The 14,500-nt window shown below is 37.4% G+C and carries 7 protein-coding genes; 4 read left to right on the top strand and 3 right to left on the bottom strand.

Annotated elements, in window-relative coordinates:
* Position 1 precedes the first annotated feature (1 nt).
* From VB248_RS16910 to VB248_RS16900, 3 genes are all read right to left on the bottom strand, one after another.
* The gene (locus VB248_RS16910; protein ID WP_323297990.1) at positions 2–1,372 is read right to left on the bottom strand and encodes an ATP-binding protein; all 1,371 of its coding nucleotides are present in this window, start codon (positions 1,370–1,372) and stop codon (positions 2–4) included.
* An 82-nt stretch (positions 1,373–1,454) separates the two neighbouring features.
* The gene (locus VB248_RS16905) at positions 1,455–1,916 is read right to left on the bottom strand and encodes a nuclear transport factor 2 family protein (RefSeq protein WP_323297989.1); all 462 of its coding nucleotides are present in this window, start codon (positions 1,914–1,916) and stop codon (positions 1,455–1,457) included.
* 159 nt (positions 1,917–2,075) lie between these two features.
* Complete coding sequence (locus VB248_RS16900) at positions 2,076–5,387, bottom strand: VCBS repeat-containing protein (RefSeq protein WP_323297988.1); 3,312 nt, start codon at positions 5,385–5,387, stop codon at positions 2,076–2,078.
* A 727-nt stretch (positions 5,388–6,114) separates the two neighbouring features.
* Here VB248_RS16900 and VB248_RS16895 point away from each other — a divergent pair.
* The 4 genes from VB248_RS16895 (at position 6,115) to VB248_RS16880 (ending at position 14,472) form a co-directional block, all read left to right on the top strand.
* Entirely contained in the window at positions 6,115–9,306 is a 3,192-nt protein-coding gene (locus VB248_RS16895) for a SusC/RagA family TonB-linked outer membrane protein (RefSeq protein ID WP_323297987.1), read from the top strand.
* A 14-nt stretch (positions 9,307–9,320) separates the two neighbouring features.
* On the top strand, positions 9,321–11,204 hold the full coding sequence (locus tag VB248_RS16890) for a RagB/SusD family nutrient uptake outer membrane protein (RefSeq protein ID WP_323297986.1): 1,884 nt from the start codon (positions 9,321–9,323) through the stop codon (positions 11,202–11,204).
* A gap of 181 nt (positions 11,205–11,385) precedes the next feature.
* Positions 11,386–12,729, top strand: a complete 1,344-nt coding sequence (locus VB248_RS16885; protein ID WP_323297985.1) for a vanadium-dependent haloperoxidase — start codon at positions 11,386–11,388, stop codon at positions 12,727–12,729.
* A gap of 27 nt (positions 12,730–12,756) precedes the next feature.
* On the top strand, positions 12,757–14,472 hold the full coding sequence (locus VB248_RS16880) for a CRTAC1 family protein (protein ID WP_323297984.1): 1,716 nt from the start codon (positions 12,757–12,759) through the stop codon (positions 14,470–14,472).
* The last annotated feature ends 28 nt before the right edge of the window (positions 14,473–14,500 follow it).

The following is a 14,500-nucleotide window of genomic DNA, read 5'->3' as shown; positions in this document are numbered from 1 at the left end:
GTTACTTTAATTCCCAATTTAAAAGTGTAGCCAATTTTTTATATTCTTCAAATTTTACTTTCTTTTCTTCCAAACTCAGATGGTTGTGTTTCAACTGACTTTCTAAAGTAGCAATACGAACTAACTGCTTGTTTCTCAAATCATTCCCTTCTTGGTCTAAGTCAAATACTTTTTGTAAAATACCTGTCCAAGTTAAGTATTGCGGATTGATGGTATAATTATCGACGTGTCTTCCTTTTTTCTTGTCATAATATAGTTCTTGATAAACATAGCCTTCGTCATTGAACTTCAACTCAACAATCTCCCAAGGTTCAAAAGACGAGGCTACCAAAGGCGAATGTGTAGCAAAGAAAAATTGTGAATCTTTTGCCATACTTGTATAAAAATTAACAATTTCTGCTTGAATATCAGGGTATAAAGAACGCTCTGGTTCGTCGAAAAGAATGATAGATTTTTCAGGTTTAAGTCCGTACAATGGCAAAGCTGTTAGAATCACTTGTTTTGTACCAGTACTTAGTCCTTCAAAAGGAATGTCTTTGCCTTGTTTTGTTTGAATTTTGATGGTTTCAATATCTTCTGTTTTCTCAAAATCCAATTCTGTTTTTACTTTTAGGTTAAAACGATTCAGAATTTTATTTAAAAAGTTATTTGCCAAATCTATAATAGGATTAGGCGATAATTCACGCCATGCCAAAAATTCATCTCTTGCTTTGAATACTTCTTTTTGTGAAATGTTAGGATTTTGCAATAGTTTAGAAAGCTCAAGACTTTTTTTGATTTCTAATTCACGGTCTTTAATGATTGCTTCATTGATAGTTGACCAACTACTTTGTAAATCATATTTACTAAAATCTAATAAATTTTTATTTATAGATGTTTTATTTTTATCTTTTGATAGTTTTTCAGCTTTGAGTAATTCAATATTAGACGGATAAAATAAAACTTTAAATTCATCTATTAGAAAATTAACCATATTGTAATCTAATCCTATAAATGTCATGAAAAATGATTTTTCACCATCAATAGCCTCATTTTCTTCTTCGTATCCATAAAATTTCACTTGAAGTTTATTGTCAAAACTAATATGAGTTTCATGATTAGTTATATCAATTCTACTATTTTCAAAACTAGTAGTAGCTGGAATTGTTACATCTTCTAAGATAGAATACGAAATAAAAGATTGGTTAGCAATAACTAATAGAGTCTCTTTCAAAATCTCAATCAAACTCGTCTTTCCAGTCCCACTTTGTCCAATAAAGCATACTTTTTCCAAAGCTTGTCCAGCTTTTGGATGTCCTTCTGGATAAGTTAAATCCAAACGGAAGTCTTTAAATTGATTGTATTCTTGGATATATAATTCTGTAACTTTCATGGAGTCTATTTTGTATTTCTGATGCAAAATAATTAAAAAAGGTCAGCTTTATGGGCTGACCTCTAAAAATCTTGGTTTATACTTATTCACACTTCCGACGAGTGTCTGCTAAAGCAATAATTTTCCAACCGTTTTCAGTTTTGTATAGTTGAAAAGCGTCCACGCCGCAGTGTTGGCTTTTGCCGTTTACAAACAATTCGTAGGGAGTCCAAGCGGTAGCCATGTTTCCATCAACCCTGATTTCGTAACTTAATACTCTTTCTTCAATTTGTACATTGGCAGTTAAAGAACCAATTTGCTTCACAAAACCGTCGATGTTTGCTTCGGTTGTCAGAGCCATAACATTGGTTTTACGGTTAATGCCGATAGATTGCATTCGGGCAGTGGGATGAAAAGTAGCACGAATCATTGTAGAATCATGTTTTTGCATTCCCGTAAATAATTGTTCAATAACCGACTGAACCGCTTTTTCTTCAGCATTTTGGGCTGTAATGGCAAAGCTAATGCCTAAGAAAAGGAGCAAAAAGGAAAATATTTTTTTCATAATTGAAATTATCTGAATCTTTTAAAATACACAGAGAAACACAGAGTAATATAATGAGTTGCACAGAGAAATATAAAATGTGATATGAAGTACTTTAAAACACTATAATATTTTTTGAAAATTAATAATTCATACTTCATATCTCATACCTCATTTCTCTCAAAACTGATACACTTTTAGTACTGATTGATTTATACCAAAAATAAGATTACGATTTACCAGTATCACAGAGCGGACATCGCCTTTTAATTGTAAACCTGATTTTTTTTGTGGTATGTATGTAAATTCGCCTTTCCCATTTCCTTGTAAGACTACTCCATAGTTAGCATCGTATTTACCCATTTTTAAACGAGTAATATTTTGATTGCCTGCTAAAATAAGGTCTTTTACGCCGTCGTTGTTGAAATCCATTACTTGTATGGCGTGAATCGGAGCAAATTGTACTTCTAAAGGTAAGCTTTTTTCAATGAATTTTCCTTGAGCATCCATGCTGAAATAGCTTGTTTTGAAATCATTTGCCAATAATTTTTCAGCTCCATCCAATTCAGAAGAATCAAAAATATCATTCAGCGTAGCATCTGCATAACTTTCGTAATTAATAAATTTCTTCCTTTTTGCCGTGATTTGCTCCAAAAGTTCATCTCTGGTAAGGTATGGATACGATTTCCCTTGAATGTAAAGGCAAAGAATTGGGTCGATTGTACCATTTTGGTCGAAATCTTTGTAATATAATTCCGCTGGTTCTTCCGCTGATGCCTTGCATTGGCTATTCAAACCAAGATTTCCGACCAACAATTCTGGTTTACCATCTTTATTGAAATCGTCAATGAGTAATTTATTCCACCAACCTTGATAATTTTTATCGAAGTACTGCTTGCTTACGTTTTCTGCTTTTCCTTTAGCAATATTAAAAACTGAAATAGGCATCCATTCGCCAACTAATACTAATTCTGCTTGCTTATCTTGATTGAGGTCAACGAAAGCGGCATCAGTTACCATGCCTGCGTATTGCAATTCTGTTGGTGTTTGTTCGTTAAAAATTCCTTTGCCATTGTTGATAAGTAAATAACTGCGAGGTTTTTCGGGATAACGTCCGGGAACTACTCTACCGCCCACAAATAAATCTGGTTTTCCGTCCTGATTTACGTCGCCAACACTCACACAGCCAGTACTGATAGGCATAGCAGGCAAGGCAACAGCGTTGAGCGTAAAATTACCTTTGCCATCGTTCAAGAATAATTGGTCTTGTAAAACTGGGTCGTTGGGTGCATATTGTCGGTATCCGCCGTAAGCTACATACAAGTCTAAATGTCCGTCGCCGTTGGCATCAAAGAAATTGGCAGCACTTACATCGGCATTGATTTTTGTGGCAATTTTCTGTTTCGAGAAGGCTTTTTGCTTATTTTGAATAAATACTTCACTGCTATTGCCAAAGCTTCCTCCTACAAATAGGTCTTCTAAGCCATCTTTATTCACATCGGCTTTGAGCATTACTGGCCCTACAAAGGACATCGCATGGTTCAGTAAAGACTGACGTTTGAAATCGTTTTGTGTTGTGGCTAAAGCTACTTCGGGTTTTATGGGCGAAGCCGTTTCGGTAAATAGTGTTTGAGGAATTTTTACTTGGGTAGGAGCGAGGCTCGCTTTTTGTTCATCCAAGAGTAAAGTTTGGTCGATTACTACATTTTTTCTGACTTCTTTTTTTCCACTACTCCAAACGATTACCAATGAATCAATTTTATTTTGTTTCCCGAGTCCGAAGTGCAAATCAAAACCAACATTCGACTGAAAACCTCTTGTGGGCATTTGTTCTTGGTACTGCGTTTTGCCTGCACTGTAAATACTTACTTTTGCTCCGATTCCTTTGGTATTTTGGTTTTCACCTCTCAGTTGTACATTCAAAAAATGATGCTGAAGTTTTTGATTACTTTCGTTTTGATAAATAAAAGCAGGCAAATTGATATTGTTCACCACCAAATCCAAATCGCCGTCTTTGTCTAAGTCGGTATAAGCTGCTCCGCTACTGTTTGAGGTTTGGGCAAGCCCCCAATTTTTGGTTTGATTCGTAAATTGTAAAGTACCAGAGTTGCGGAATAAATAATTTGTAACGTTTGAAGAAGGCATTTTTTTCACTAATTCCAATACATCTTCTCGCTGAAAACCTCCTTGTCTTTGTTTAATGTAGTCGTCCATATACTTCAAAAAGTCGAGGTTGGTGTAATCGTGCAAGTATCCGTTGGTGATGTAAAGGTCTTTCCAGCCGTCGTTATCATAGTCCGCAAATAAAGCCGACCAACTCCAGTCTGTATTTGAAATACCTGCTAATTGCCCGATTTCGCTAAAAGTACCATTGCCTTGATTGAGGTGAAGCATATTTCGCATATACTGATAATGAAAACCAGATTGTACACTCAAATCGAATTTGAAGTAATTGTCTGGTGCCATCAAAAGTTTCTGACGGCGGTTATCTTCGGGCAACATATCTAAAGTAAAAATATCAGGCAACAAATCGTTGTTGATGTCGGCTACATCATTTCCCATTGAAAAATTAGAAGTATGTCCTAACTGTGTTAAACTTACTTCGGTAAATTTTCCGTTTTGTTTGTTCAAATAAAGGCGGTCGGGAACGGCATAATCGTTACTTACATAAATATCTGGCCAACCGTCTTGGTTTACGTCGGCAATTCCAGCTCCTAAACCATACGAAAGAGCCGAACTTTGGATGCCAGCTTCACGGGTAATATCTCTAAAATATCCTTTGTCGTTTATATAGAAGCGTGAGCCACTTACAGGGTCATCAATTTTCAAAGAAGCCTCTGTATCAGTCAAATTGAGAACTGGTAGCGATTTAATATTGTGATTCAGTAAAAATACATCAAGGTCACCGTCTTTATCAGCGTCAAAGAAATAGGCATTTGTACTTGATGCAGGGCTATCGAGTCCATAAAGTGCGGCTTCTTCTTTAAAAATCGGTACTCCCTGAATATCATTTCCCTGATTAATAAAAAGCTCATTTACCTTTTTTTCGGGTCTTAAATTTCCAGAATGGCATACATAAATATCTAATTTACCGTCGGCATTAATGTCAACCATTGTTGTACCCGTTTTCCAAGGGCCTGGACGACCGCCCACGCCAGCCTGAGCTGTAATGTCGGCAAACTGCATATTTTTTTTGTTCAAGTACAAACGATTTTCCTGCATATTACTGGTAAAGTACAAATCGTCGTAGCCATCGCCATTTACGTCGCCTACTGCCACACCACCACCATTATAAAAGTATTCATACATCAAAACATTCGTATTGAGTCCTTCTTCGATGACATTCTGGAAGTCGATATGAGTTTGTTCCGGGCTAAGTAATGTGAATAAGTTTTCGGTTGAAGCATCATCTGTATTGGAAGAAGACGAACCCCCACATTGCACAAAGACAAAGCCCGAAAGTATTAAATAAGTAAGCTGTTTAATTTTCATGTTCAGGGATAAAAGCGATAAAAGGGAAAAAGTATTGGCATATTTCAAAGGCAAATTGAAAGAAAAAATTTTGAAATATGATACTGAAAATGTAAAGTTTTTGAAAATGAGCATTAAAAAATTGAGCCAAAACAAGGACGCTATTTAAAGAAGAATCTCTGGAATGTCAAAGAATTTATGCTAATTCTTCTTGAAAAAGTCAAATAGCACAATAAAAGGCTGTTTATCGTAAGTTTTACTGTATTTTATTGAGTTTTTTATTTTTCTAATTTTTAAGAAACCGAATCGCATTTTTTCTTTGAAAATTTAGATAAAAGGTGTTTTCTCCGTTTGTGGGCTTTAACGCCTATTCGTGAATAGATATACACAAATGTGTAGATGAAAAATTTATAAAAAATATTGACTTTGTGCAAACATTTGCACAGAGAAATTTTATAAAATATTGTGTTAAAATCTATAAAAAGTGATAAACTTGATTTTTATAAAAGTAAATAGTACAATTTGATATTGTATTATTTATACAATAAATGCAAATTGCGACTGGAACTACTAAAAAATTCCAATTTTACTTAAACTTTACAACGCTTGTTCATGATGGCATCACTGTCATACTTTATCGCTACCTAATCTATGAAAATCAACACGGTCTGTCTGTTCATGACTGGATAATTCCCAGTAAAAATTCAATCTTTCCCAATTTTATGTTAACTCTATAACGCAATAAATTATGACAATTTTTTATCTGTTGAAACATCAAAGTAAAAGAATTTTCTTTTTTGCTTTGATGTTTATGATTACTTCAATGGCTACTACATTCGCCCAGAAAGTCAAAGGTAAAGTAACCGATGATAAAGGACAGGGAATACCCGGGACGAATATATTAGTGAAAGGCACCAGTACTGGGGCTACTTCGGATGCAAACGGTTTTTATTCTGTAAATGCTCCTAAAAATGCAACCCTTATTATTTCGTCAGTAGGTTTTATCACTAAAGAAGTAGCCGTAGAAAACCGTTCAACGGTTGATGTAACCCTTGCTTCTGATGTGAAATCACTTGATGAAGTAGTAGTTGTGGGTTATGGTACACAAAAGAAAGTAACTGTAACGGGTGCTGTTGTGGCTGTACAAGGCGACAAAATCCTTAAATCTCCAGCAGTTGATATTTCTAACTCGCTTGCGGGTCGTTTGCCGGGTTTGGTGGTAATCCAAACCAGTGGTGAGCCAGGTTATGACGGTGCTTCTATCTCTATCCGTGGTACAAACACTTTAGGAAATAGTAGCCCATTGGTAGTTATCGACGGTATTCCTGACCGTGACGGTGGTTTGGGTCGTTTAAGCCCAAGAGATATTGAATCAATTTCAGTATTGAAAGATGCTTCGGCGGCAATTTATGGTGCTCGTGCGGCGAATGGTGCTATTCTTGTAACTACCAAAAGAGGTAAAACTGGAAAACCAACCATTACTTATGATATGAACGTAGGGATGGCTCAACCAACTCGTCTTCCATCAATGGCAAATGCAGTTGAGTACGCTAAAATCATGAACGAAATTGGTATTTATAAAAACATTCCAGCTTCAGAATGGGGTACAGCTTGGTCAAGTATTCAGTCAACTGGTTCATACAAATCACCAGGCGGTGCAACTGTAAATGCTAATTATAGCCCAGAAGCAGTACAAAAATATGCTGATGGTTCAGACCCTTGGCGTTATCCAAACACTGACTGGTTTAAAGATGCCTTCAAAACTTGGTCTCCACAAACTCGTCACAACTTGCAATTATCAGGTGGTACAGAATCACTCAGATATATGGCATCTTTAGGTTATGTGTCACAAGATGCGTTTTACAAAAACTCAGCAACAAGCTATCATCAGTACAACTTCCGTACAAATTTAGATGCTAAAGTAAGTAAGTACATCAGCACAAACTTGGGTATCATGGTTCGTAGAGAACTTCGTAGATTCCCTACTGAAAGTGCTGGTTCTATTTTCCGTATGTTAATGCGTGGTCGTCCGACTGAGCCAGAAGTTTGGCCAAACGGTTTACCAGGCCCAGATATTGAGAATGGTCAGAACCCTTATGTAATTACTACTAACGCAACAGGTTATATTGATAACCCAGTTGACTATGTGCAATCAAATGGTTCGGTAGTAATTACTAATCCATGGGTAGATGGTTTGAAATTGACTTTATCAGGTGCAATTGATAAAAACTCAGGTACAAACAAAGTTTGGCAAACGCCTTGGACTTTGTATTCGTGGGACAAGAAAACGTATGAAGCAGACGGCGTAACACCATTATTAGTAGGTGCAATTCGTTCAAACTTCAAAGACCCACGCTTGAGCCAATCGTACAGTACAACATTGAATACCAACCTTACGGCAATGTTGAACTATGATACTAAATTTGGTAAAGACCACAACCTTAGCGTATTAGCGGGTGTTACTCGTGAGACATTCACAGGTGAAGGTTTCTTTGCTTACAGACGTAACTTTATTTCATCAGCCGTTGACCAATTGTTTGCGGGTGGTTCATTACAGCAAAACACTGGTGGTAGTGCTTATGAAAGAGCTCGTTTAGGTTATTATGGTCGTGTGCAGTACAACTATAAAGAGAAATACTTATTAGAATACATCTGGCGTTATGACGGTTCATATATCTTCCCTGAATCGCATCGCTTTGGTTTCTTCCCTGGTTTATTGTTAGGTTGGAATATTTCTAACGAAGATTTCTTCAAAGTAAAAGGTATCGACAATTTGAAACTTCGTGCTTCTTATGGACAAATGGGTAACGACCAAGTGTTCTATAATGGTGCATTACAAGAGTACGCTTATTTGTCAACATTTGGTTTCGGACAATATCCAATCAACAACCAAGTGGTAACAACTTTACAAGAAACAGTATTAGCTAACCCTAACTTTACTTGGGAAAGAGCTAACAACTACAACGTAGGTTTAGACGGAACATTCTTGAACAATCGTGTTGATTTAACTTTTGAATATTTCTATAATAAAAGAGACCAGATTTTGATTCAAAAGACTGGTTCAACGCCAGCTTCATCAGGTATCAACGCTTTGTTGCCTCCAGTGAACGCAGGTATTGTAGAAAACAAAGGTTTTGAGTTTGCTTTGGGTTATAATGCAAAACCAACCAAAGACATGACAATCAGAGCTGCGGTGAATGGTGGTTATGCTAAAAACAAAGTAATCTTCATGGATGAAATTCCGGGAGCTCCAAGCTATCAGTTACAAGAAGGTAAACCAATTGGTGGATATTTAGTATATGAATCAGATGGCGTATTCAAAGATGTTGCTGAAATTGATGCAAACAAACTTGATTATACTTCGGTTACTTCAAAACTTATCCCTGGTGATATGAAGTTTAAAGATGTAAACGGAGATGGCAAAATCAACGCTGACGACCAAGTAAGATTAGACCAAAACGCTACACCAACTTTCAACTTTGGTGCAACGTTCGATTTACGTTACAAAGGTTTCGATTTGAATATCTTGTTCCAAGGAGCAACAGGTGCTTCAATCCGTATCCAAACAGAATCGGGTGACATCGGTAACTATTTGAAATACTTCAACGACAACAGATGGTCTGTTGATAACCCAAGTAGCGTTCATCCTCGTTTAGCAAGTAGAGGTGATACTTACTTTACAGGTGGTAACTATGGTAACAACACTTATTATTTGTTTAGCAAAAACTACGTTCGTTTAAAAAATATTGAACTTGGTTATACTCTTCCAAGCAATATCGTAGAAAGACTAAAACTTGGAAGCTTAAGAGTGTATGTGAATGCGTTGAACTTGTTGACGATTGACAAAAACAATATCTTCGACCCAGAAGCAACTTCACAAAGTGGTGTATATTATCCACAATCTCGTGTGATTAACACAGGTCTAAGTCTAACCTTTTAAAACGTAAAATGAATATGAAGAAAATAATTTTAAGAATCGGCTTATTTATAGCGTTAATAGGCGTTACATTATCTTGTGACAAAGATTTTTTGAATACAAAGCCCTTGGATAAAATTTCAAGTGCTGCAACTTGGTCGGATGGTGCATTGTCTGAGGCTTTTATCTTTAATGTTTACTCGTTCCTTGGATACGGTGGCTTTGAAGAACAAGCTTTAGCGGCCTATACCGATGAAGCAATGTTTACCCACGCAGGTCGTAACATCAACACTTTTACCGAAGGTTCTGAATCTCCAAGTAACCTTGGTTGGCAAAGTGATACTTACCGTTGGGACAGAATGTACTTGGCAATTCGTGAAGCAAACGTAGCTTTAGAAAATTTACCAAAATCAACTTTTACAGATGCTACTTTGAAAGATAGATTAATGGGCGAGGCTTATTTCCTTCGTGCTTATTACTATCATCAATTAGTGCGTTATTATGGTGGTGTACCTTTGATTAGCAAATCGTATGGTTTGAATGAAGATTACACAATTGCCAGAAATACTTATGACGAATGTGTGAAGTTTATCATCAGTGACCTCGACAATGCGTCAAAATTATTAGAAGGTAAACCTGCAACGCCTGGTCGTGCTACTAAAATTGCTGCAATGGCATTAAAAGCACGTGTATTGTTGAATGCTGCAAGTGATTTGCACGATGGCCCTACTGCTAAAGCAAAATCACCTTTGTTGGCAAGTTTCTCAAACATCGAGTTAGTTGCTTATCCTTCGGGCGAGCGTGCTACAAGATGGGCTGCTGCAAAAGCTGCTGCTAAAGCGGTGTTGGATGCTACTACGGGTTATAAACTTAACTTGACAGCTCCAGTATCGGTTGAGGAAGGTAAAAACAACTACAACGCTATCGCAATGGGTGGACAAAGTGCTGTGGCTGACCCTGCTGCGGCTGTTGAATTGATTTTCCAACGTACTCATACGGCTCTTTTCACACAAGAAGATAACTGGCCTTTAGGTGGTATTCACTACGGTATCAACAACGGACCAAATGGTTATCACAACTGGGCTGGTAATACGCCAATCCAACAACTTGTGGATGATTATGAAATGATGGACGGAAGTAAATTTGATTGGAGTAACCCTGCTCACAAAGCAGCTCCTTATGAGAACCGTGACCCTCGTTTCTATGCTTCTATTTTGTATGACGGAGCACCTTGGAAACCACGTCCTTCGGATGTAGCTCCACTTGACCCTTCTAACCAAATTCAAACTGGTTATTATGATGATGGAAAAGGTGGTAAAATCAACGGTATTGATACTCGTGAGTCATCAGTAGAAAACTGGAACGGTAGCCGTACTCACTATTATACTCGTAAGTTTATTGATCCAAACCCAGCTTTGGCTGATAACCAATCGTCTGCTCAGGTGATTCCTTGGCCATTTATCCGTTATACAGAAATGGCGTTGAGTTATGCTGAAGCTTGTATCGAAACCGGTGATGAAGCAGAAGCAAGAAACTGGATTAACAAAATCAGATTCCGTTCGGGTATGCCTGCTATCAACGATAATGGTGCTGCTTTGAAAGCAAGATTACGCAATGAGCGTCGTATTGAATTATCTTATGAAGAACATCGCTACCATGATGCTCGTCGCTGGATGATTCCACAAACTACGGTGGGTAGAGGTATTAAGTCAATCAATGTTGAAGCTAAGCTGAAACCTGGAAAGACTGCCCCATCTATTTATAAATACGATAAGGATCGTTATACTTATACTTATACCGTAGAAGATAACACTTCAAACGAAACTCGCCAGTGGAACGATAAGATGTACTACCGTGCTTTGAGCCGTGATGAAGTAAAACGAAATCCAAAACTTGTACAAAACCCAGGATTTACTCAATAAGTTTTGTATTTAGGATATTCTTTTTTAGTAGTTTTACCGAGAATCTATCCTTTTAGGGTAGATTCTCGGTTTTTATGGTCATTGCAATTGAAACTCCCAAATGTTTACATTGTATGATTACAAAAAACAGATTATATTTCCGCTAATTGTATTACCGAAACCTCTTTTTAACTAAGATTAAATGAAGCAATTATGCTTATTTAGGGCTAAAAAAATTACTTTTTTTGCCCTTCTTTTTTGTATTGCTTGTAAGCAAACTGTAAAGCTGGACGAGCAAGATTATGCCACTCGTTGGGCAGAAATGACGCTTTTTATTACCAAAAATACTCCTGCCAATTCGCCTACGTATGCTTCAAGGTGCTTGGGCTATATTGGACTAACCATGTACGAATCGGTGGTACATAGTAATCCAAAGTATGTTTCAATGAATGGACAATTGGATAGTTTGTCGTCTTTGCCTTTACTCGAAAAAGGAGTAAAATACGATTGGATTTTATCTTTGAATGCCGCACAAGCTGAAATTTTACGTTCCATTTACCAACAAACTTCCGACCAAAACAAAGCAAAAATTGATTCTTTAGAACAAGTACTCGAAGCGTCGAGAATCGTAGAAATTCAAGATACCAGTATTATTGCAAGGTCAAAAAAATATGGTCGTCAAGTGGCACAACAAATTTTTGCTTGGTCGAAAACAGACGGCGGACATCGAGGCTATTTGAAAAACTTCGATAAAAAAATGGTGCATCCAAATCGACTTGGAGCTTGGAAACCACCACTTTACGGACAATCGTTTAGTCATTTTCCATTACATCCGCATTGGGGCGAGAACAGAACTTTTTTGAGTATCAATCATCGTGTAGAAGCACCACGTCCTATTCCTTTTGATAGTTTGCCACAATCAGCTTATTATCAACAGTTTTTGGCAGTCTATCGTCAAAACAAAGCCCTCAGCCAAGCGAATAAAGAAGCCGCAATATGGTGGGGCGACGACCCAGATGAAACTTTTACACCTCCCGGACATTCGTATTATTTGGCAACTTTGGTCATTAAAAAAAGAAAACCTTCTCTGATTACTTGTGCCGAAACTTATGCCAAAGTAGGCATGGGCGTAGCAGATGCCTTTACGAATTGCTGGAAATGGAAGTATCAGTTTTTTACCGAGCGTCCGAATACTTTTATCCCACAGTACATTGATAAACATTGGGAATCTTTTTGGCCAGACCCGCCTTTTCCCGCTTTTCCATCAGGTCATGCTATACAAGCGGCTACTACGGCTACTATTTTGGCAGATTTATATGGAGAAAAATTTGAATTTACGGACAACGCTCACGTTGGACGAAAACCCGATGAACTCAGAAAAGTCGATTTTAAAGCTCGACATTTTACTTCTTTTTGGCAAGTGGCCGAAGAAACGGCAAAGTCGAGATTTTATGGTGGAATTCATACGCCACAAGATAACGAAGCTGGACTTTCAAAAGGTAAAGAAATAGCCAAAAACATCAATCATTTGCAATGGCATCAATAAAAATTAACCTAACCAACCATTTATACTATGATTAAAACTTTACAAAAGTATGGGCTTCTCATTGTTTTTGGCGGACTGCCTTTGGCTACCATTTCAGCCCAAAAACATTTTACTGACGTTACACAACAGGCTGGTATCAAGCATCACTATGAAGTATTTGAAGGCTTTTTAGGTGGCGGTGCTTGTGTGTTGGACATCAATAATGATGGTTTCGACGACCTTTTTCTAACTGGTGGCATGACCGACGATGTACTTTATTTGAACAACCGAAACGGTACATTTACAAATATTTATGCTAAATCGGGTTTAGCACTCACCAAAAAATTCATGACCCAAGGGGCAGTGGCAGCCGACGTTAATCGAGATGGTTGGGTAGATTTGTACGTCACAACCATTACTTCAAAAGGCTCAAAAAATATCATTCCACGGGCCATCAATCTTTTGTTTCTGAATAACAAAAACAATACTTTCAGAGATGTGACCAAAGAATATGGCTTGGGCGAATTAAATTCTTTCAGTACAGGAGCAAATTTTGGCGACATCAACGCCGATGGTTTTCCAGATTTGTATGTAGGCAATTACTTTACTTCTTATCCGGGTGATTTGAGTAGTATCAATATCAACGATTCACAAATTGTAAGTGCAAGCCAAATTGCCGAAGGCTTTTTGTTGCTCAATCAAGGCGGAAAAGGATTCAAGAATGTCTATAAAGATTACGGACTGTCGCACAAAGGTTTTGGCTTTGGAGGTGTTTTCTCAGATTTTGACAACGATGGCGACCAAGATTTGATAGTAAATCACGATTTTGGCTATAAAAAAACACCAAATTTACTTTTGAAGAATCAATTTCCTTTTAAATGGTTCAATGATATTGGCCCACAAACGGGTATGGATTTGAAAATCAATTCGATGGGAACAGCCGTGGGCGACTATAACAACGACGGTCTGATGGACTATTTTTTCACCAATATTCGTTTTAATAAATTTATGGTGAATAATGGTGTCGGAAAACCTTTTTCAGAAAAGTCTTTAGAATTGGGCGTAAATACCATTACGATTACTTGGGGAGCAAATTTTGCTGATTTCGACCACGACGGTGACCTTGATTTGTTCATGGCAAATGGTGATTTAAACCCCAATTGTACGCCAATTGGTGACTTTTACTTTGAAAATACAGGGAAGAAATTTGAAGAAAAAGGCGGACTTATAGGCTTAAACGACTACGGCATAGGCAGAGGTTCTGTCGTTTTTGATTTAGAAAATGATGGTGATTTAGACCTTTTGGTCGTAAACCAAAAACCAGTTTTACCGGGCTATCCAACGGAGTCAGAAACACATTTATTCAGAAATGACGGAGCAAAAGGCAATTGGCTCAAAATTGCCTTGAAAGGTACGCAAGCCGAATCACATGGTTTGGGTTCTAAAGTTGAAATTGTGGTGAACGGACAGCATCAAATTAGAGAAATTGATGGTGGAGGCTCAAGTCATTTATCACAAAATGCCAGTCATGCCCATTTTGGCATTGGCAGTGCTACGCAAATTGATGAAGTAATTGTGCATTGGACAGGTGGCTATCGTCAAGTATTAACAAATGTCAAAGCCAATCAATTGCTTGTAGTAACGGAGGAGGAACACATCAACCGTTGGGAGTGGATTCAAAAAGGAGTAATCATTTTGCTGATTTTAGCAGTAGCAACTATTAGCTTGGGCGTGTATAGGTATTTGAAAAAGAAGAAAAAATAGGTATTTGTTTACAAAAAAATGAGGTGAT

The sequence above is a fragment of the Arcicella rigui genome, assembly GCF_034929435.1.
GTDB lineage: Bacteria > Bacteroidota > Bacteroidia > Cytophagales > Spirosomataceae > Arcicella > Arcicella rigui.
The sequence above is the reverse complement of the archived record's forward strand: the minus strand, read 5'-3'. Positions and strand labels throughout refer to the sequence as shown.

Excerpts from the sequence above, each read along its gene's own strand:
- VB248_RS16910 (WP_323297990.1), bottom strand. The coding sequence starts at position 1,372 with ATGAAAGTTACAGAATTATATATCCAAGAATACAATCAATTTAAAGAC.
- VB248_RS16905 (WP_323297989.1), bottom strand. The coding sequence starts at position 1,916 with ATGAAAAAAATATTTTCCTTTTTGCTCCTTTTCTTAGGCATTAGCTTT.
- VB248_RS16900 (WP_323297988.1), bottom strand. The coding sequence starts at position 5,387 with ATGAAAATTAAACAGCTTACTTATTTAATACTTTCGGGCTTTGTCTTT.
- VB248_RS16895 (WP_323297987.1), top strand. The coding sequence starts at position 6,115 with ATGACAATTTTTTATCTGTTGAAACATCAAAGTAAAAGAATTTTCTTT.
- VB248_RS16890 (WP_323297986.1), top strand. The coding sequence starts at position 9,321 with ATGAAGAAAATAATTTTAAGAATCGGCTTATTTATAGCGTTAATAGGC.
- VB248_RS16885 (WP_323297985.1), top strand. The coding sequence starts at position 11,386 with ATGAAGCAATTATGCTTATTTAGGGCTAAAAAAATTACTTTTTTTGCC.
- VB248_RS16880 (WP_323297984.1), top strand. The coding sequence starts at position 12,757 with ATGATTAAAACTTTACAAAAGTATGGGCTTCTCATTGTTTTTGGCGGA.